This is a genomic window from Pseudomonas sp. TZ252 (assembly GCF_056110345.1).
Genome location: NZ_CM148566.1, coordinates 5,592,365 through 5,609,768, shown reverse-complemented (window position 1 = coordinate 5,609,768; position 17,404 = coordinate 5,592,365). Strand labels below are relative to the sequence as shown.

Below are 17,404 nucleotides of genomic sequence, written 5' to 3'. Positions count from 1 at the left end.
GGACAGCTCCGGGCCAAGGAGAGCGAAATGAACCAGACCAACCTCGACGACACCCTCGACGTACTCAACGACCTGCTGCAAACCAGCAAGGATGGCGAGGCCGGTTTCCACGCCTGCGCCGAGGACCTGCGCGACCCGCAGTTGAAGGCGGCGATGCTGGAGCAGAGCCGCGACTGCGCCGCGGCCGCCGACGAGCTGGAGCGGATCGTCCTGGAACTGGGTGGCAAACCCAAGGACAGCACCAGTTTCGCCGGTGACCTGCATCGGCGCTGGGTCGACCTGAAGTCACTGGTCACCGGCAAGGACGAAGAGGCGGTGCTCAACGAATGCGAGCGCGGCGAGGATGTCGCCAAGCACCGCTACCAGGCGGCGCTGGAAAAATCGCTGCCGGCGGAGATCCACCAGGTGATCGAGCGCCAATACCAGGGCGTACTCCGTCACCACGACCGGGTCCGAGCCCTGCGCGACGCCCGCGCCTGAGCCGACCCCGCGAGGAGGAGCGCGCCATGAGCCAGTCCCTGGCTTTCCTGCTCATCGGCCTGGCCACGCTGGTGGGTTTCTACGACCTGTGGGCCTTCGTCAGCGTGTTCCGCAGCGATCGCAGCGTGAATTCGAAAGCCCTGTGGTCGTTGCTGATCGCGGTGCTGCCGGTGCTCGGCGTGCTGATCTGGGCGGTCGCCGGCCCGCGTGCGGCGACCGCCCGTCCTCGCGACTGAACTCGGCGGAGGAACGCGCGCTCAGCCAGAGAGAGTGCCGGAGCACTCGGATAACAAACCGATGAGGAGCGACCATGAACGCCATCGAATTGCTGGTCCATGACCACGAGACCGTGAAGAAACTGCTCAACGAACTCAGCGAGACCACCGAACGGGCGCTGAAGAAGCGCAGCGAGCTGCTGGGCAGGCTGGAGCTGGAACTGGTGCTGCACACCGCCATCGAGGAAGACATCTTCTATCCGGCGATCAGGGAAAGCGGCGGCAAGGAAGAGCTGAAAATGTACTACGAGGCCAAGGAGGAACACCGCACGGTGGATTCCCTGGTCCTTCCCGACCTCAAGCGCACCCGCCCGGATACCGTGCAGTTCGCCGGCCGGGTCAAGGTGCTCAAGGAACTCCTCGAACACCACATCGAGGAGGAAGAGGGCGAACTATTCCCACGCGCCCGGCAATTGCTCGACGCCGCCGCCCTCAAGCAACTCGGCCAGGCCATGCAGCAGCACAAGAAAGAGCTGAAAGCGCGCCTGGAAAAACGGGCGGCCTGAGGCATGCGCGAAGAAGACCGCGCCTTGCTCGAGGAACTCCTGCTGGCACGTGGCCCCGGTGGCCAGGAAGACGAGGTCAGGGCCATCTGCCAGCGGGAACTCGAGGGCTGTTGCGACGAGGTCGGCAGCGATGCCGCCGGCAACCTGGTCGCGCGCATCAGCCCGCCGCACCTGCCGCGCGAGCAGGCGCGGCGGGCCGCGGTGCGGCTGCTCGCGCACCTCGACGAGATCGCCATGATCGTCAAGCGCGTCGAGGCCGACGGTACCCTGCGCGTAGTGGCGCTCGGCGGCGCCCAGCCGGTGAGCTTCGGCGTCTGTCCGGTACAGATCCTGGCCGGCGAGGCGGTACTCGACGGCGTGCTGTCCTACGGCAGCATGCATGCTACCGGCGAGTCGCCGCAGGGCTCCGACGTGCTCTCGGGCGCGGTGCACTGGCGCGACGTACACGTGGTCACCCGGCGCAGCGCCGAGGAGCTGGCGAACCTGGGCGTGCGACCGGGTACCCGCGTGGTGCTCAACCGTCTGTGGCGGCGCCCGTTGTACTTCCAGGATTGCGTCGCCGCGCACTTCCTCGACGACCGCGCACCGCTGCTCGCAGTGCTCGGCGTGGCTCGCGAGATCGCCCGGCGCCGCGATGAGTTGCACGGCGACCTCTACCTGGTGCTCACCACCATGGAGGAGGAGAGTAACGCCGGCGCGCTGTTCGCCGCGCGCCGACTGCCGGGCGACATCAGCATCGCGGTGGAAGTCGGCCCAACGGTAGCCGAATACGGCACCCGGCTGTGCCGCGACCCGATCGTCAACAGCGGCGACTCCAAGGGTTATTACAGCCGCCATGTCACCGACCGCCTGTTGCGCGCCGCCGAACGCTGCCAGTACCAGCCGCAGGCGGCGCTGCTGGTGGACTTCGCCTCGGACGCCAGCGCGCTGCTGAGCCACGGCGAGGCCGCGCAGGTCGGCTGCATCGGCATTCCGACCGAGAACACCCACGGTTTCGAGATCGTCCTGGAAGAGGGCATCGAGGCTTGCCGGCGGACGCTGGTCGAGTTCCTCGTGCAACCGCCGGACGACGAAGCCTGACCGATAACCGACGCAAGGAGAATTCCATGAACGAATACCTGCCCACTTCGACGGCCAATGGCCTGCCGCACAACCTGCAGCGCGGCGAGCGACTCGCTTCCATCGGCGCCGGACTGGTCCTGGCCGGCTTCGGCCTGGCCCGCGGTGGCTTGCCAGGCGCCTGCAAGGCGGTCGCCGGCGGCCTGCTGGTCAGCCGCGGGTTGAGTGGGCATTGCCATGTCAAGGGCCTGCTCAATGAACCGCGGGAAGAGTTGCAGTTGCTGCGCGAGGAGGTGCAGCACCTGACCCGCCGCCTGCAGCGCCTGCAGGAGCGCCAGCGCGACGACTCGCGGCAGGACGCTGCGCTGGACGCCGAACTGCCGCCGAACCTGCCGTGATAGCCATGGGCCCTGCGCCTGGCGCAGGGCCCATCGAAGAGAGGAGGGCGAGACGATGGCCAGCCATCTGTTCCTGATCAGCTACATCCTCGACGACCAGCCGATGACCTGCGAATTGCACAGCGAGGCGGATACCCTCAGCCGCGAGGAGGCCCGCCGCCACTTGGAGGCACTGCATCGACCGCACGACGCCGAGGCGATCAGCGATATCCAGGTCAGCAAGGTGGAGCGTACCCATGAACCGGGCACCACGCCGGGACACTACCAGCAGCCCTGACGGCGGGAGGGGAAAAAGAAGGGGGGAGGGGCTCAGCCGGTGCCGGTCTGGAGTTCCGCCTCGAACTCGCCGAAGCGCCTGATTTCCTCGCGCAGGTTGAGGATGAAGGCGCTGAGATCGCTGAAGCTGCTGCTCTTCAGGAAGTCGCTGTTGGGCACGATGTAGAGCGCGCCGTGGGGGCCGTCGACGCGGCAACTGATGGTCACCGTGAAGTCGGGGTTCAGTTGGCACTGGCAGTCGTGGTCGCGCAGTTCCTCCTCGAGGATCTTCTTCAGGTACAGGTAGGAAAGGTTCATCTGGTCAGGTCTCCCCAGTTCGCGAAGCGCAAGAAAAAAATCCACTCCGTCCCTGGAGCGGGATTAGCCTGAATCAGAGAGAAACCGTCGATACGTACAACGGTAGGGATAACTATAGGCGCCGCGCCGATGAAATACCGGCCACATCCAGAATCTGCGGGATAAGCTGTATCCCGCATGAGGTGCGGGATGCAGAATGCAAGAAGTCGTGCAGAACGCTCATGTCGGAGTGCGATCATGACGGGCGAAAAGCCCGTTCGGCGCTCCTTATGGGCATTCGAAAGAGCTTTTCGCCCATATGGTTATATGGATTTTCTCGATATTTCCTCTAGGAACCTCGCCGGCTCGTTGGCGAAGAAGCCGATCTTTTTTGCCGGGTTTCCCGCATCGCCCGCCGCAATCCCCTTGCCACCCCGTAGCCAAGCAGGCAGCCGAGCAGGGTAGCGCCGACCTGCAAGACCAACCCCAGGGCATTGGCCAGGCTCGGCGAGCGTGCGAGTACGCCGGCTTCGGGCCAGAACGCCAGCCATACCGCGACGAAGGCGAGCACCAGGTCGTACCAGGCGCCGCTGACCCCGCCCGGGCGGTAGCCGCGAACGAAAACGATGAAGGCGCTGAAGGCCAGGGCCAGCAGCAGGGTGCCGAAGGCCTGGCTGAGGGTATCGGGTCCGGACATGGTGGGTACTCCTCAGGGCGCCAGGCGCAGGCACTGGCGCTTGTGCAGGCCGAGACGGACTTCGTCGAGCAGCGCTTCGGCGCAGGCGAACACCCTGGCGGCCTCCACTTCCGCGACGTCGCCGGCGCGGCTGAAATCGTCGATGCGCAGGCCGGCGGGAAGGCTCGGGACCTCCACCAGCGTCCAGTCCAGGCCGCTGACCGTGAGGCTGCGCTCGAGCCCGGCACCCAGTTGCTCCTCGCCGGCGTCGCGCGGCGCCACCAGCCATTGCCAATGGCCAAGCAGGAACAGGCGCGGTACCTCGGCGCGCAGGGCGCCATCGATCAGCGCGGCGCAGATCGGCGGCAAGGCTTCGGCGGCGTAGTCGGACAACGGCGCGAACAGCAGGTCGAGACCGGCCGCCGCCTGGCTGACCTCGATCGACGACGCCAGGCTGGCTGGCTTGCAGCGCAGCCCGGGGCGCGCCTGCAGGCTGTTGAGGTCGGCTTGCAAGGCGCTGACTTCGATCTGCCGCTGCAGGGCGGCGGCGATCAGCGCCTGGCTCAGGCTGTCGTGGGGATGGAATATCCCCAGCTTCAGGGTTGCGGTTTCCAGATTGCGCATGGGAACTCCGGGGTCGGTGCGGTGGAAAGGAGATGTCCCTACCTGCATATCGAAAGCCATACTCCGGACAAGGTTCCGGCGAATGGAATTCGCCGGCCGCGCCGGGGTCTTCCGAAAGGTCGGCCAAGTTCCTGGGGCGAGCCAGCGAGCGGCCGGAAGACGTTCTTCGTACTACCTTGCTGGGTGTGCCTTGCAGCCCGGGTCGAGCAGCCGACGAGTGAACACGTCCATGAAAACCACAAGAAAACCGAAAGTCCCCTTGAACCAGGCCACGCGCAACCGCCTGCTCGACGAAGCGGTCGACGACTACGCGATCCACACCCTGGACAGCGCTGGCCGTATCGCCAGCTGGAGCGCCGGCGCGGCGCGCCTGTTCGGCCACGACGCGAGCGAGATCCTCGGCCGCGACTACGCCTGCTTTCATACCCGCAAGGACCGCGACGCCGGCGTTCCGCAACAGGCGCTGCGCCAGGCGGATGCCGAGGGCCGCTTCGAGACCGAGGGCTGGCGGGTGCGCAGCAACGGCAAGCGCTTCTGGGCGCAGGTGGTGATCGACGCCATCCGCGACAGCCAGGGCCAGTTGCTCGGCTTCGCCCAGCTGATCCACGACCTCAGCGAAGGGCGCGCAGCCAAGGAGGCGCTGCGGCGCAGCCAGGAGCAGTTCCGCCTGCTGGTGCAGAGCGTTACCGACTACGCCATCTACATGCTCGACCACCGCGGGCGGATCACCAACTGGAACCTCGGCGCCCAGCGGATCAAGGGCTACCTGCCGGAAGAGGTGATCGGCCGGCACTTCTCCTGCTTCTACACCCCCGAAGACCGCGAGGCCGGCGAGCCGGCCCGCGGCCTGGCCGCCGCCGAACGCGAAGGGCGTTTCGAGAAGGAAGGCTGGCGGGTGCGCAAGGACGGCAGTCGCTTCTGGGCCAACGTGGTGATCGATCCGATCCGCGACAGCGATGGCCGGCTGATCGGCTTCGCCAAGGTAACCCGTGACATCACCCACCGGATCGAAGCCGAACGCGAACTGGAACGGGCCCGCCAGGAGCTGTTCCAGGCCCAGAAGATGGAGTCCCTGGGGCACCTGACCGGCGGCGTGGCCCACGACTTCAACAACCTGCTGACGGTAATCATCGGCAGCCTCGGGCTGCTGAAGAAACGCCTGCCCGGCGACCAGCGCACCGCCGACCTCTTGCAGAACGCCCTGGAGGCCGCCCAGCGCGGCGCCAACCTGACCCAGCGGATGCTTTCCTTCGCCCGCAAGCAACGTCTCGATCCACAGCCCTGCGCGATCCCCGACCTGTTGCGCGGGATGACCGACCTGCTGATCCATTCCCTGGGACCGAGCGTATCGATCGAGACGCGCTTTCCCCTGGATCTCGACCTCGGCCTGACCGACGCCAACCAGCTCGAACTGTCCATCATCAACCTTGCCACCAACGCCCGCGACGCCATGCCCAACGGCGGGCGCATCGTCTTTTCCGCGAGCAACCAGCGGGTGCCGGCGGACAATCCCCATCGCCTCGCACCGGGCAACTATATCTGCCTGAGCATCAGCGACACCGGCAGCGGCATGGACGAGGAAACCCTGCGCCGTGCGGTGGAACCCTTCTACACCACCAAGGGAATTGGGCGTGGCACCGGGCTGGGCCTGTCGATCGTCGACGGCCTCGCCGAGCAGCTCGGCGGCCGGCTCACCCTGGAGAGCCAGCCGGGCGTCGGCACCACCGCGAACATCTGGATACCCGCCGTCCCGCGAACCCCGGAAAGCGCCCGTACGGGCAATGGCGCGACGCCGCAGGCGCCCAGCGAAAGCGAGCGGGTGCGCTTGTCCTGTCGAGTACTGGTGGTGGACGACGACCCGCTGGTGTTGAACAACACCGCGGCGATGCTGGAGGACCTCGGTTGCTCGGTACTCAAGGCCGACTCCGGCAGCCTGGCCCTGGAGATTCTCACGGCGACGCCGGAGCTGGACATCCTCCTGACCGACCAGGCGATGCCACGGATGAACGGCAGCCAGTTGGTGGAGCGGGTCATGGCCCAGGGCCGGCCGCTGAAGATGGCCCTGGCCACCGGCTTCGCGGAAAAGATCGAAGGCGCGGCGGCACAGTTGCCCAAGCTGGCCAAGCCGTTCGGCCAGGAAGAGTTGTACCTGTTCCTGACCGGCACGCTGAAGGCCGGCTGAGCCTCAGCGCAGGTACTCGCCGCTGCCGGCCAGGCTTTGCCCCCAGAACTCGATGAAGATGAAGGCGGTGGTCAGCAGGGTCAGGAAGCCGACGCCCAGGATGCAGAAGGCGTAGAACAATGTCTGCCGCTCCTGCATGCGCATGAACAGCGGCAGGCCGGTGAACAGCAGGCGTACCGAGTAGGCGCAGGCAGCCGCCGCGGCCAGCAGCAGGAGGATCCGCCAGGGCACCAGGGCGACGATCCCGGCGAGCATCAAGGGCACGGCGATCGCCGTGGTGAAGGTCAGGCTGCCCGGTACGCTGGGGCGCGACGGCGTGCGGAACAGCACCCAGCGTACGAAGAAGCCCATGATCACCACGCCGGCGACGAAGCCCAGGTAACACATCGTCGCCAGCAGCAGGGCGCTGCCGCTGGAGAGGTGTTGCACGCTGTCGTTGCCCGGCAGCGACCAGCCGACCTGGGTAGTGCCGATGAATAGGCAGGCCGCCGGCAGCAGCGGCAATAGCAACAGCGGAACGAGGAAGGCGAAAGGGTGATGGTCGTAGTCCTGGCGCAGACGAGGCCAGGCATTGGAGGGACTGATCAGTAGCCGAGCCATTTCGCGGGTCATGACGGGCACCTCTTTTCTGTGGCGTTCAGGAGTCTGGACCGGCCCGGCGCGAGGGGGTTCAGGTGGCGTGCCGGGCGGTCCGCGACCGCCCATCCAGGGCCTTGAACCGGAAGACGCGGGGAGCGCCGAAAGACAAACGTCCCTGTCTTCCGGAGGAGCCATGACCACCTACGAAATCCAGCACATGCGCGGCTGGCGGCGTTTCGCCCGCACCGTGCGCGCCGCCAGCCGGGCCGAAGCGGAACGCCTGTGCCTGCCCTGGGAGTGGGTGGATGACGAGGTCCTCGCGGTGATTCCGGCCGAGGCCGAGGTGGCCGAGCGCTGGCAGCGCCTGAACGAGGATCTGGTGGGGAGCCTGGAAGGCCTGGAGCGCCTCAGGCGGAACGAGTGACCCGCAGGCCGACCACGGCGATCCGCTCGGCTTCGCGGTAGGCGGGGCTGTCCAACTCTTCGGCGAACACGTCCGGGTCCAGTTCCTGGTAGTCCCAGACCCACTCCCGAGACGCCAGGCGTTCGCGGATGCGGGCGAGGAACGGATCACCGCCTTCGACCATCGCCACGCCGGTATACAGCAGCAGGCTGCCGCCGGCTTCCAGGCGCTCGAGGGCGGCATCGACGATTGCCAGCGAGAGCCCGGCGCCGAGCATCCCGCCACCATGCCGGTAGGCGCGCTCCGAGGCATCCAGGAGATAGGGCGGGTTGGCCACGATCAGGTCGAAGCGACCGGGCGCCTGGCTCAGCAGGTCGCTACGCGCCAGGGTCAGGTTACCGACCCCCGCCAGCGCCGCGTTGACCCGCGCCAGGTCGAGCGCCGCCGGATTGATATCCAGCCCGTGTACTTCGGCGTCCGGGCAGGCCATGGCGATGCGGATCGCGCCGGGGCCGGCGCCGCAGCCGATATCCGCCGCACGGCGGATGCGTGCCGGATCGGACGATGCCAGGTGGCTGCGGATCAGCCGGTCGAAGCGGTAGGTGTCGGGGCCGAAGAACACCGCGTCGGCGGCCAGGGTAGGGAAGGCCGAATGGACGAACAGTTGCTCGCCGAGGCTGGAGACGCGCACCTGGCTGCGCCAGCCGTCCGCCTCGCGGCGGATCAGGTCGGCGCCGGCAAGAAGGGTCAGCCAGTCGGCCGGCAGGCTTTCCCCGGCGAATGGCCGGCTCCAGCCGAAGATGCCGGCCAGGTCCCGGGCCATGCGGTTTTCCGGGCGGGCGTTGACGCGCTCATGGGTAGCCGGGGTGACGGTGACGAAACGGTAGTCCTGGCCTCGCAACCAGTTGCCGAGGCTGACCAGGACGTCCAGGCGCGGATCATTCAGGCTGGGCATGGGCGGCCCTCCAGCGCTGGCTGAACATCCGCGTGGCAAGGAGACCGGCGGGCCCGTGGTGGCGGTGCGGGGCCATCAGTTCGAGAAGGCGTGCCACGCCCTGCTCGGGGGATAGCCGCAGCAGCTCGCGCCGCAGCGCGACCTGCTCGGCATCCACGTCTCCGCCCGCTGTCGCCGGCTCCGCCAGCGGCGCAAGCGGGTCCCTGTCCGCCGGAGCGGGTGCTTGCCAGTCGCCAGCGATCCAGTCGTACAGCAACTGCTGCTCGTAGGGAGTGAAGACTCCGAACATTGCCGCCCGGTCGCCCTCGATCAGGTTCCAGAAGCGGCTGCCGCGCGGATCGGCATGGCGCCGGATCCAGCCCTCTTCCTCCAGGCAGGCGAGAAACGCCGGGAACCGCCCGGGCACCGCCAGCCACTGGTTCACCGTGCGCCCGCCGATCCGGCAACGATCCGAATGCATACCGGCGGCGTAGGGGCGCTTGCGCTCGAACATGGCCAGCAATTCTTCCTCGAGATCGAAGCCGTCGATTACCTGCGTAGTGCTCAGGCCGACCTCGTTCAGGCGGTAGCCGTTCCTCACCCGTTCGAGGAAGGCCGCGCGCCCGCCAAGCTGCGGCAGGTTGTCGTAGACCGCGCGCAGGGCCTTGCGCGCATGCCCGCTGGCGGCGTTGTCGATGGTCACGTGCAACTGGAAATAGTAGGAGTCGAAGCCCAGCTCGCGCAGCTCCTGAGTGGTGATCAACAGGTGCAGCGGCGGTTGCTCGTAGCCGAGGTTGTAGCCGATCACTTCGGGCAGGTAGTCCGCGGCGAGGTGGCCGAGGGCGAGTTGCTGGGTGCCCTGCAGGTAGTGGAGATCGCTGAGGCCTTCGACTTCCTCGCTGCCGATGCTGGCCAGCAGGCGCCGGTAGAGCAGGACGTGGTTGCGTGCCGGGACGCCGTCGCCGAGTTCTTCGAGGAAGGTCTCCAGCAGCGGCCGCAGGCGTTCCTCGCCATGATGCGGCAACAGCCCATAGAGCCAGGCGCCGTCGACCAGCTTGGTCGGGGCCACGCTGCGAATGAAGTGCATCGCCTGGGAGGGAACCTGGAAGTAGCGTCGCCCTTCGCCGCGCCGCCGTGCCCGGAGGTATTCGGCATGCGCCTCGGCGGTGCGCCGGGCCCCGGCGTCGAGCCAGGCCGGCCAATCGGCGGGGTCCTCCGGCAGGTCGTCGTCATGGGTGGCGGCCAGGCTCAATTGCTGGTCGAGGAACTCGCCGGCGGCTTCGAGGTGCTCGCGGGGCTCGTCGAGCAGGGCGTGGTACAGGTCGCGGACCCTGGGCGAAGGGCTTGCACTGGAGGCAGGGAGGGGCGAAGACAGGCTCATGTCGCGTTCCTTGTCGTGGGTTTGCGGGGGCGGCCGGGGCGACCACACATATGGGTGCGAGTGACACCAGGGGAAAAAGGTTTCACTGGCAGGATCGGCGGCGCGCCGGGGAACCTCACGGCGGAAAAAACGAACCTCGACGGCACTCCGGCGTCTTCCCGAGACAATCCCCGGGAGCTGCGCCGATGACCCACGACCTGGCCGCCAGCGGCCTTCGCTTCGGCATCGAGGAAGAATTCTTCCTGCTCGATGCCTCCGACCTGGACATCGTCCGCTCCGCCCCCGCCGGATTCGTCGCGGCCTGCCGTGACACGCTCGGCGAGCATTTCGCCGAGGAGATGTTCGAATGCCAGGTCGAGGTGGCCAGCCCGGTGTTCTCCACCCTGGCCGAGGCCGCGCGCTTCCACGGTCAGGCCCGGCAACGCCTGGCGCATCTGGCCATGGAATTCGGCCTGCGCTCGCTCTGCGTCGGCACCCACCCCTTCGCCGACTGGCGGCGGGCGCGAAGCAACCCGGCGGCGCACTTCGCCCGCCTGTTCGAGGACCAGGGGCGGGTGGCCCGGCGCAGCCTGGTCTGCGGCCTGCACGTGCATGTGGAGATACCGCCGAGCCACGACCGCATGGCTGTGCTCCAGCGCGTGTTGCCGTGGCTGCCGCTGCTGCTGGCGTTGAGCGCATCCTCGCCGTTCCGCGGCGGCCGGCGCAGCGGCCTGGCGAGCTATCGACGGGCACTCTGCGGAGAGTGGCCGAGGATGAACATTCCTCCTGCCTTGCCCGACGAGGACGCCTATCGCCGCCACCTGGCGCTGCTGCGCGAGACCGGCTGCATCCGCGAGGATGGCCAGGTCTGGTGGATGATCCGGCCGTCATCCCATGTGCCGACCCTGGAGCTGCGTATCTGCGACGCCTGCCCGCGCCTGGCCGACGCGCTGAGCCTGGCCGGGCTGTTCAGGGCGCTGGTGGGCGAAGCGCTGGGCGCGGACCCGCGTGCGTTGCCGGTCGCGCGCGACGCCTGCCTGGAGGAAAACTACTGGCAGGCGCTGCGTTACGGTTGCGCCGGCCGCTATCTCGTCGAAGGCCGCTGCGTAGGTGCCGGGGACTGGCTGGAAATGGCCTGGCGACAGTGCCGGCCGCAGGCCCGCCAGGGCAACGAATGGGCCTACCAGCATGCCTGCGGGTTACTCGAAGAGACCTCCGCCGCCCGCCAGTTGCGGCGTTACCGGAGGTTGCGCGAAGCGGGCCAGGAGCGCCATCCGGCACTGCGCCGGCTGGTGGAGGAGCTGCTGGAGGAAAATCTCCAGCCGGCCTTGGCCGGCTAGCGCGCCGTTCATCATTCCCTTCATCCTCGGCTACACCGCCTGCAGCTACTACGTATTTCGCGGCAAGAGCGCCGATGCCGGCTATCACTGAGCCGGGCCGCTCAGGAACAGGCGCGCCCGATCCGCGGCGTACGGCGGGCACCGGCGAGGAGCAGGGCGAACTCGTCGTGAAGGACTTCGCTCATCCGGCGTACCGCCTCGTCACTGGCCAGGAGATCGAGGGCGACTCCTGGAATGGTGATGTTTTCTTGCGGATTGACATGGCTGCTGAATTGCAAGGTGACTTCATGGGTATCGCTGATGGAAACCAGGCAGTCGTAGCCAGCCAGGTAATTTCGGAAACTGTTGGCAATCATGCGGGGCGTAGTCATGGCTGATACTCCAGGGTGGATCGTTACTCTGACCTTAGCCGCGACGATACCGGCGAGCGAAACATGCAACGATGGACGGGCGCCTCTTCCAGGCAGACGAAACGAAACGGCAAAGGCCTCGCTTTCTCCATCGCGAACCGACGATTTCGACGGAATTGCCGAAACGCGGGTGAGGCCAGGAAATCTTCTTTCCAAGGAGACGCGCCTACGGACACGCGAGACCCTCGTCGCTCCTCGAACCACCGGCTTGCTGCGCCCGGTGGCGGCTTTCGTCGCCCTCGAAGCGCGCCGGCTCAGTCGCGGCGTTCCGACGGCACCAGATTGCCGTGGCCGTGTCCGCTCTCCCGGCGCGGCCGGGCGCCGAAGCGCTGCCAGACACGCTCGTGGAAATAGAACGCCACGGTGTTGCAACTGGGTTCGATCAGCGCGATCAGGCCGCCGGTCAGCACCGAGCCGGTCAGCGTGTAGGCCACGCCGAAGGCGATGCTGAAGTGCAGTATGGCGAAAGTCAGGGTCTTGAGCAGGGGCGCCTGCGGGTCCGATCGCCCGCAGCACGCCCCGATCACCCTTGGGTTCATCGCTTGGCCTCGGTGTCCGGCTGAGAGTCGCGGGCAAGGAAGGCCTGGGTGAGTTCCGGCAGATGGTCGCGCAACCAGTCCGCCATGGCTTGTTCCTGGGGCAGGATGCGTTCCAGCGCGGCAAGGGTTTCGGCGTCGCCGACCTCGCGGGCGGCGGCGATCAGCACGGTGTAGGCGGCGATCTCCATGTTTTCGAACACATAGCCGCTCATGGCGCCCTTGACCACTTCGTCGCTGACTGTCATGCCAGCCACCGCCTGGCCGAAGGCCATCAGCTTGGCGCCGATGTCCTTCAGCGTCGACGGACTGCTGTCCAGGCGCTTCAGACACTCCTCGAGCAGACGCTGCTGGCCATGGGTTTCCTCGATGTGCTGTTCGATCCGCGTCTTCAGTTGCGGATAGTGTTCCAGCCGCGCGGCTTGCGCTTTCAGCATCTGCTCGGCCTGTTGCTCCATGGCGTGGGCATCGCGCAGCCAGTCCAGCAGGTTTTCCTGTTTGCTCGTCATCGCGGTTCTCCTCGGTGTGTATGTGTCTGCTCAGAGGTGGCCGCCGGGCGCAGCGTTCAGTTTCTTTTCCGACCGGTAGCAGTCAGCGCAGCGGCGCCGTTGCGCCAGGCGAGACGCGTTGGGGAAAAGTTCTGAACCATCGCCCGCTACGGGATTCCGAGCTTCCGTGCGCAGGATGAAAGCGCCGCTTCGAATAGCCGTTGTTCGAATGTCCGTCGGAGGGAAGGTCCACGAACCCACAGAGGAACGAACCATGTTCGTACATGACAAGCGACTGCAGTACACCGTCAGGGTCGCCGCGCCCGATCCTGGCCTGGCCAACCTGCTGCTGGAGCAGTTCGGCGGGCCGCAGGGCGAGCTGGCCGCCGCCATGCGCTATTTCACCCAGGGCCTCGGCGAGTGCGATCCCGGTCGCAAGGACCTGCTGATGGACATCGCCACCGAGGAACTCAGCCACCTGGAAATCATCGGTTCGATCGTCGGCATGCTCAACAAGGGCGCCAAGGGGCGTCTGGCCGAAGCGGTGGAGGAGGAGGCCGAGCTGTACCGTTCGTTGACCGGAGGCGGCAACGACTCGCATATCACCTCGCTGCTTTACGGCGGCGGGCCCGCCCTGGTGAACTCCGGTGGCGTACCCTGGAGCGCGGCCTACATCGATACCATCGGCGAGCCGACCGCGGACCTGCGTTCCAACATCGCCGCCGAGGCGCGTGCGAAGATCGTTTACGAACGACTGATCAACCTCACCGACGATCCCGGCATCAAGGATGCGCTGACCTTCCTCATGACCCGCGAGCTGGCGCACCAGCTTTCCTTCGAAAAGGCCCTGCACTCGATCCAGCCGAACTTCCCGCAAGGCAAGCTGCAAGGGATGCCGGAGTTCGTCCGGCGTTACCTGAACATGTCGCGCGGCGAGGGCGACACGCGCGGTTCCTGGAACGAGGGTGATGGCTGGGAATACGTGGCGGCGCCACAGCCGGCCCTGGATGGAGGCGACGGCACGGCCAGCGTGAACCTGTCCGAGACTGAGCAGGAGGTGTTGCAGCGAATGGCAGACCGCACCCGCTCCGACCCCATGGCCGATCCGCTGACAGGTGCGGACCTGGGCGCTGGCGCGGCTGCCGACAAAGCGCCTTGAGCGCGGATGCCCGACGTCGGCGGGCGAGCCCCGGCCTCCACGCCCGGCACCTTAGCGTGGAGGCACGGCAGAGGAGCCTCGAGATGACCGCCAAGCGCGAAACACCCGAGACAGAAAACACCCCGTTGAGCCCCGACTCGCCGGCGCTACGTCCCGAGCGGGGCAAGCGCGACCAGGCGAGCGAGGCGCAACCGGAATTCGCCCCGGACGATCCCGACGTAGCGGGCCCCGGCGAAGCCCGTCGTCCCGCATGAAGTCGCCGGCGCCCGCAGGGCGCCGGTCATTTCGTCCGGTCGTTGGAAAGCCCGGCGGGGCGGGCGGTCATCAGTAGGGAGAATGCAGCAGGGAGTCCGCCGCCATGAGTTTTTCCCGTTTCGCCCAACGCCTGTCCAACTGGGCCGGCCGCCCGCCAACCTTCGTCGTTGCCCTCGGATTGATCCTGTTGTGGGCGATCAGCGGGCCGTTCTTCGACTTCAACGATACCTGGCAACTGGTGATCAATACCTCGACCACCATTGTCACCTTCCTCATGGTCTTCCTCATCCAGAACACCCAGAACCGCGATACCGACGCGCTGCATATCAAGATCGACGAACTGTTGCGCAGCACCCGACGTGCCCACAATGCGCTGCTCGGTCTGGACGACCTGGACGCCGATACCCTTCGCGAACTGCGTCAGCGCTACCAGCACATGGGCGAGCAGGACGGCGAGACGCCGGAAAGCGTCGCCGCCGAGGAAGAGCGCCAGTGCGGATGCGGCGAGGAGCGACGGCGCGCCGACTGAACCGCCGCGCCGCGATGGCTCATGGGCGCAGGACGACCTTGCGGCAATCCTCGCGTTTTTCGTCGAACAGGGCGTAGCCCTCCGGTGCGTCGTCCAGACGCAGGCGGTGGCTGATGATCGCCTCGGGATGCAGGTCGCCGTTGCCGATGTGTTCGAGCAAGGCCGGCAGCAGTGCCTGTACATGGGTCTGGCCCATCTTGAAGGTCAAGCCCTTGTCGAAGGCATCGCCGAACAGGAAGCCATGGATGAAGCCGGCATACACGCCCGGCACGCTCACCGTGCCACCCCGCCGGACAGCCGCGATGCACTGGCGTAGTGCCTTGCCGCTGCTGGCTTCGAGCTTGAGCGCGGTGAGCACGGTTTCGGTGACGCTGCCCTTGGCCTCGAAGCCCACCGCGTCGATCACCGCGTCGACGCCGCGGTGCCCGTCGGTGCGCTCGATGATCGCCGCGGCGGGATCGTCCTCCTGGTCGAAGTCGATGGGAATCGCACCGTAGGTGCGCGCGGCGAAGTCCAGCCGGTAGGGATGGTGGTCGACGATGAAGATCCGCTCGGCGCCCAACATCCGCGCGCAGGCGGCGGCCATCAGGCCGACCGGGCCGGCGCCGTAGATCGCCACGCTACTGCCCTGGCGGACGCCGGCATTGCGCACCGCCTGGTAGCCGGTGGGGAGGATGTCGCTGAGGAACAGCACGCGTTCGTCTTCCATTACGTCGGGAATCACGAAAGGCCCGCTGTTGGCCTTGGGCACCCGAACGTATTCGGCCTGGCCACCCGGCACGCCGCCGTACAGGTGGCTGTAGCCATAGAGCGCCGCGCCCGGCGGAATCTGCTTCTTGTTGAGGATCGCGCCGCGCCCCGGGTTGGTGGTCTCGCAGGCGGCGTGCAGGTTCAGGCGGCAGAAGAAGCACTCGCCGCAGGCGATGACGAAGGGCACCACCACCCGGTCGCCCGGACGCACCGCGGTCACGGCCGAGCCGACTTCCTCGACGACGCCCATGAACTCGTGGCCGAGGATGTCGCCCTGCTCGACCATCGGGATCTTGCCCCGGTAGAGATGTAGGTCGGAGCCGCAGATGGCGGTGGCGGTCACGCGAAGCAGCAGGTCGTCGGGTTCCTGCAGGCGCGGTTCGGCAACCCGATCGATACGGACATCGTGGCTGCCGTGGAAGGTGAGGGCGCGCATGGCATTGCTCCTGGCTGTGGGTCGTGCAGGTGGGGCGTGCGCAGCAGCACCGGAGTTCATTCGGCGGGATGGGTGGCGCTCGATACCGGCCCCCGGAGGCCACTGCACGCACGTTGAGTCGTGGAGGCCGGCGAGGAACGCAGGCCCTCGCTCCCTGGGTGCCATTCGTCGCGACGATGGCTCACGGCGGACGTACGGCAATCCTCTGTAGGGAAAGCATTGCAGACCGTCGAGGAACCGATACGGAAAGAGAGGCGAGCATGTCCAAGCAGCACATCATCCATTTCACCGGGCCGATCAATTCGTCCACCTGCGGCAATCTGATCAACACTTGCGCCAAGGTCCTGCAACAGGAGGCCGAGGAGTTGCGGATCAACATCGCCACCATGGGCGGGGAATGCAGCTACGGCTTTACCCTGTACAACTTCCTGCGCGCGCTGCCGGTGCCGATACATACCCACAACCTGGGTACCGTCGAGTCGATGGGCAACATCCTGTTCCTCGCCGGCGAGCGACGCAGCGCCAGTGCCCACAGCAAGTTCCTGTTCCATCCTTTCCACTGGACCCTGCATGGCGCGGTGGACCATGCGCGGATGGCGGAATATGCGATGAGCCTCGACTACGACCTGGAGCTTTACGCCCGGATCGTCGCCGAGAACACCCGTGATGCGCCGGAACGCCTGGACATCCCGCGCTACCTGATGGCCTATCCGCGCATCCTTGGTCCGGAAGACGCCCTGGCTTGCGGACTGATCCATACGGTGGACGATTCGCCTATACCCGCTGCCGCCTGCCAGTGGAGTATCCATTCTTAGTTTCCCGCGCCGCCCAGCATATTCCGGCAAGCGGAAGGCCTTGGATCGGCTAATGATTTTTTCGTCCCAGGGCGCCCGCAAAGAGTTTGAACGATCCATCGAGCAAGCCTTCGGAGTAAGTGCACGCGGCGAAAAACGCCGCATCCCTTTCAACCCTCGAGAGGAGGACACGAGCATGACCGACAAACGACAAGGCATGAGCACCAGCGAAGCCGGGCAGAAAGGCGGCGCAGCTACCTCCAGGAGCCACGGCAAGGAGTTCTACCAGGAGATCGGCCACAAGGGTGGCCAGGCCAGCGGCGGCAACTTCGCCAATGACCCGCAGCGCGCCGCCGAAGCCGGGCGCAAGGGTGGCCAGCAGAGCGGAGGCAATTTCGCCAATGACCCGGAAAGAGCCGCCGAGGCGGGCCGCAAGGGCGGCCAGCAGAGCGGCGGGAACTTCGCCAACGATCGGGAAAAGGCCTCCGAGGCAGGACGCAAGGGTGGCCAGCACAGCCACGGCGGCGGACGCTCGTCCTGACCGTGCCGAACCGCTGAAGCGTACGGCGCATCCCCAACGGGATGCGCCGTTTTCACATCGGCCGAAGAGAGCCGGTCCGGGGCTTCGGAAAGTCCCGTTCGAACAGGCGGCAGGATGCCCATGCCGCCGGGGAAAGCG

At 66.8% G+C, this 17,404-nt stretch carries 24 protein-coding genes and 1 pseudogene; 15 read left to right on the top strand and 10 right to left on the bottom strand.

Annotated features, from left to right (window positions below):
• Window positions 1–27 precede the first annotated feature (27 nt).
• The 6 genes from ACYAF3_RS25925 to ACYAF3_RS25900 all read left to right on the top strand — a co-directional run bounded on the left by ACYAF3_RS25925 (window position 28) and on the right by ACYAF3_RS25900 (window position 2,995).
• Window positions 28–480 (top strand): PA2169 family four-helix-bundle protein, encoded by a 453-nt coding sequence (locus tag ACYAF3_RS25925; protein WP_003113661.1) that lies wholly within the window; start codon window positions 28–30, stop codon window positions 478–480.
• 26 nt (window positions 481–506) lie between these two features.
• Entirely contained in the window at window positions 507–716 is a 210-nt protein-coding gene (locus ACYAF3_RS25920; protein WP_003113662.1) for a PLD nuclease N-terminal domain-containing protein, read from the top strand.
• Between the two features lie 74 nt (window positions 717–790).
• Entirely contained in the window at window positions 791–1,261 is a 471-nt protein-coding gene (locus ACYAF3_RS25915) for a hemerythrin domain-containing protein (protein WP_003113663.1), read from the top strand.
• A gap of 3 nt (window positions 1,262–1,264) precedes the next feature.
• On the top strand, window positions 1,265–2,341 hold the full coding sequence (locus ACYAF3_RS25910; protein WP_003088971.1) for a M42 family metallopeptidase: 1,077 nt from the start codon (window positions 1,265–1,267) through the stop codon (window positions 2,339–2,341).
• 26 nt (window positions 2,342–2,367) lie between these two features.
• The gene (locus ACYAF3_RS25905) at window positions 2,368–2,718 is read left to right on the top strand and encodes a YgaP family membrane protein (RefSeq protein WP_003088973.1); all 351 of its coding nucleotides are present in this window, start codon (window positions 2,368–2,370) and stop codon (window positions 2,716–2,718) included.
• Between the two features lie 55 nt (window positions 2,719–2,773).
• Window positions 2,774–2,995, top strand: coding sequence for a hypothetical protein (locus ACYAF3_RS25900; protein ID WP_003113664.1), 222 nt, complete (start codon window positions 2,774–2,776; stop codon window positions 2,993–2,995).
• Window positions 2,996–3,027: 32 nt separating this feature from the next.
• Here the strand turns inward: ACYAF3_RS25900 and ACYAF3_RS25895 are convergent, their stop codons facing one another.
• The 3 genes from ACYAF3_RS25895 to ACYAF3_RS25885 all read right to left on the bottom strand — a co-directional run bounded on the left by ACYAF3_RS25895 (window position 3,028) and on the right by ACYAF3_RS25885 (window position 4,570).
• Entirely contained in the window at window positions 3,028–3,336 is a 309-nt protein-coding gene (locus ACYAF3_RS25895; RefSeq protein WP_017149012.1) for a hypothetical protein, read from the bottom strand.
• A gap of 283 nt (window positions 3,337–3,619) precedes the next feature.
• Window positions 3,620–3,967: a hypothetical protein gene (locus ACYAF3_RS25890; RefSeq protein WP_003088982.1), complete on the bottom strand. Its 348-nt coding sequence runs from the start codon at window positions 3,965–3,967 to the stop codon at window positions 3,620–3,622.
• 12 nt (window positions 3,968–3,979) lie between these two features.
• Entirely contained in the window at window positions 3,980–4,570 is a 591-nt protein-coding gene (locus tag ACYAF3_RS25885) for an NAD(P)-dependent oxidoreductase (protein ID WP_003088985.1), read from the bottom strand.
• Between the two features lie 229 nt (window positions 4,571–4,799).
• On the opposite strand from ACYAF3_RS25885, the gene ACYAF3_RS25880 reads away from it, so the two are divergent.
• On the top strand, window positions 4,800–6,752 hold the full coding sequence (locus ACYAF3_RS25880; protein WP_010794153.1) for a hybrid sensor histidine kinase/response regulator: 1,953 nt from the start codon (window positions 4,800–4,802) through the stop codon (window positions 6,750–6,752).
• A gap of 3 nt (window positions 6,753–6,755) precedes the next feature.
• Here ACYAF3_RS25880 and ACYAF3_RS25875 read toward each other — a convergent pair whose 3' ends face one another.
• Entirely contained in the window at window positions 6,756–7,364 is a 609-nt protein-coding gene (locus tag ACYAF3_RS25875) for a Yip1 family protein (RefSeq protein WP_003123473.1), read from the bottom strand.
• Between the two features lie 160 nt (window positions 7,365–7,524).
• Here ACYAF3_RS25875 and ACYAF3_RS25870 point away from each other — a divergent pair, with 160 nt between their 5' ends.
• A complete protein-coding gene (locus ACYAF3_RS25870; protein WP_003113668.1) occupies window positions 7,525–7,755 on the top strand; it encodes a hypothetical protein in 231 nt (76 codons plus the stop codon).
• Here ACYAF3_RS25870 and ACYAF3_RS25865 read toward each other — a convergent pair.
• Both ACYAF3_RS25865 and ACYAF3_RS25860 read right to left on the bottom strand, forming a co-directional pair.
• A complete protein-coding gene (locus ACYAF3_RS25865; protein WP_031653230.1) occupies window positions 7,739–8,689 on the bottom strand; it encodes a methyltransferase in 951 nt (316 codons plus the stop codon). The genes ACYAF3_RS25870 and ACYAF3_RS25865 overlap by 17 nt on opposite strands.
• Window positions 8,673–10,049: an iron-containing redox enzyme family protein gene (locus ACYAF3_RS25860; protein WP_025324921.1), complete on the bottom strand. Its 1,377-nt coding sequence runs from the start codon at window positions 10,047–10,049 to the stop codon at window positions 8,673–8,675. Before ACYAF3_RS25860 ends, ACYAF3_RS25865 begins: the two co-directional genes overlap by 17 nt.
• Window positions 10,050–10,234: 185 nt before the next feature.
• Here ACYAF3_RS25860 and ACYAF3_RS25855 point away from each other — a divergent pair, with 185 nt between their 5' ends.
• On the top strand, window positions 10,235–11,368 hold the full coding sequence (locus ACYAF3_RS25855) for a carboxylate-amine ligase (protein ID WP_031643366.1): 1,134 nt from the start codon (window positions 10,235–10,237) through the stop codon (window positions 11,366–11,368).
• Window positions 11,358–11,459: pseudogene (locus tag ACYAF3_RS25850) on the top strand (hypothetical protein); the annotation flags it as partial. The gene ACYAF3_RS25855 and the pseudogene ACYAF3_RS25850, both read left to right, overlap by 11 nt.
• Window positions 11,460–11,469: 10 nt before the next feature.
• Here ACYAF3_RS25850 and ACYAF3_RS25845 read toward each other — a convergent pair.
• The 3 genes from ACYAF3_RS25845 to ACYAF3_RS25835 form a co-directional block, all read right to left on the bottom strand.
• Window positions 11,470–11,739, bottom strand: coding sequence for a hypothetical protein (locus tag ACYAF3_RS25845; protein ID WP_003116974.1), 270 nt, complete (start codon window positions 11,737–11,739; stop codon window positions 11,470–11,472).
• A 293-nt stretch (window positions 11,740–12,032) separates the two neighbouring features.
• Window positions 12,033–12,317: a DUF2061 domain-containing protein gene (locus tag ACYAF3_RS25840; protein ID WP_003115518.1), complete on the bottom strand. Its 285-nt coding sequence runs from the start codon at window positions 12,315–12,317 to the stop codon at window positions 12,033–12,035.
• Window positions 12,314–12,823 (bottom strand): ferritin-like domain-containing protein, encoded by a 510-nt coding sequence (locus tag ACYAF3_RS25835; protein ID WP_003113674.1) that lies wholly within the window; start codon window positions 12,821–12,823, stop codon window positions 12,314–12,316. The genes ACYAF3_RS25840 and ACYAF3_RS25835 overlap by 4 nt, the downstream gene beginning before the upstream one ends.
• 253 nt (window positions 12,824–13,076) lie before the next feature.
• Here ACYAF3_RS25835 and ACYAF3_RS25830 point away from each other — a divergent pair, with 253 nt between their 5' ends.
• The 3 genes from ACYAF3_RS25830 to ACYAF3_RS25820 all read left to right on the top strand — a co-directional run bounded on the left by ACYAF3_RS25830 (window position 13,077) and on the right by ACYAF3_RS25820 (window position 14,745).
• A complete protein-coding gene (locus tag ACYAF3_RS25830) occupies window positions 13,077–13,961 on the top strand; it encodes a manganese catalase family protein (RefSeq protein ID WP_023115358.1) in 885 nt (294 codons plus the stop codon).
• Between the two features lie 83 nt (window positions 13,962–14,044).
• A complete protein-coding gene (locus ACYAF3_RS25825; protein ID WP_023115357.1) occupies window positions 14,045–14,215 on the top strand; it encodes a hypothetical protein in 171 nt (56 codons plus the stop codon).
• A 104-nt stretch (window positions 14,216–14,319) separates the two neighbouring features.
• A complete protein-coding gene (locus tag ACYAF3_RS25820) occupies window positions 14,320–14,745 on the top strand; it encodes a low affinity iron permease family protein (RefSeq protein ID WP_003116972.1) in 426 nt (141 codons plus the stop codon).
• A gap of 19 nt (window positions 14,746–14,764) precedes the next feature.
• On the opposite strand, the gene ACYAF3_RS25815 is transcribed toward ACYAF3_RS25820, so the two are convergent.
• The gene (locus ACYAF3_RS25815) at window positions 14,765–15,931 is read right to left on the bottom strand and encodes a zinc-dependent alcohol dehydrogenase (RefSeq protein WP_003120175.1); all 1,167 of its coding nucleotides are present in this window, start codon (window positions 15,929–15,931) and stop codon (window positions 14,765–14,767) included.
• A gap of 260 nt (window positions 15,932–16,191) precedes the next feature.
• Here ACYAF3_RS25815 and ACYAF3_RS25810 point away from each other — a divergent pair, with 260 nt between their 5' ends.
• Both ACYAF3_RS25810 and ACYAF3_RS25805 read left to right on the top strand, forming a co-directional pair.
• A complete protein-coding gene (locus ACYAF3_RS25810; protein WP_003113679.1) occupies window positions 16,192–16,746 on the top strand; it encodes a ClpP family protease in 555 nt (184 codons plus the stop codon).
• Between the two features lie 175 nt (window positions 16,747–16,921).
• Window positions 16,922–17,266: a con-10 family general stress protein gene (locus ACYAF3_RS25805; protein ID WP_003113680.1), complete on the top strand. Its 345-nt coding sequence runs from the start codon at window positions 16,922–16,924 to the stop codon at window positions 17,264–17,266.
• Window positions 17,267–17,404 lie beyond the last annotated feature (138 nt).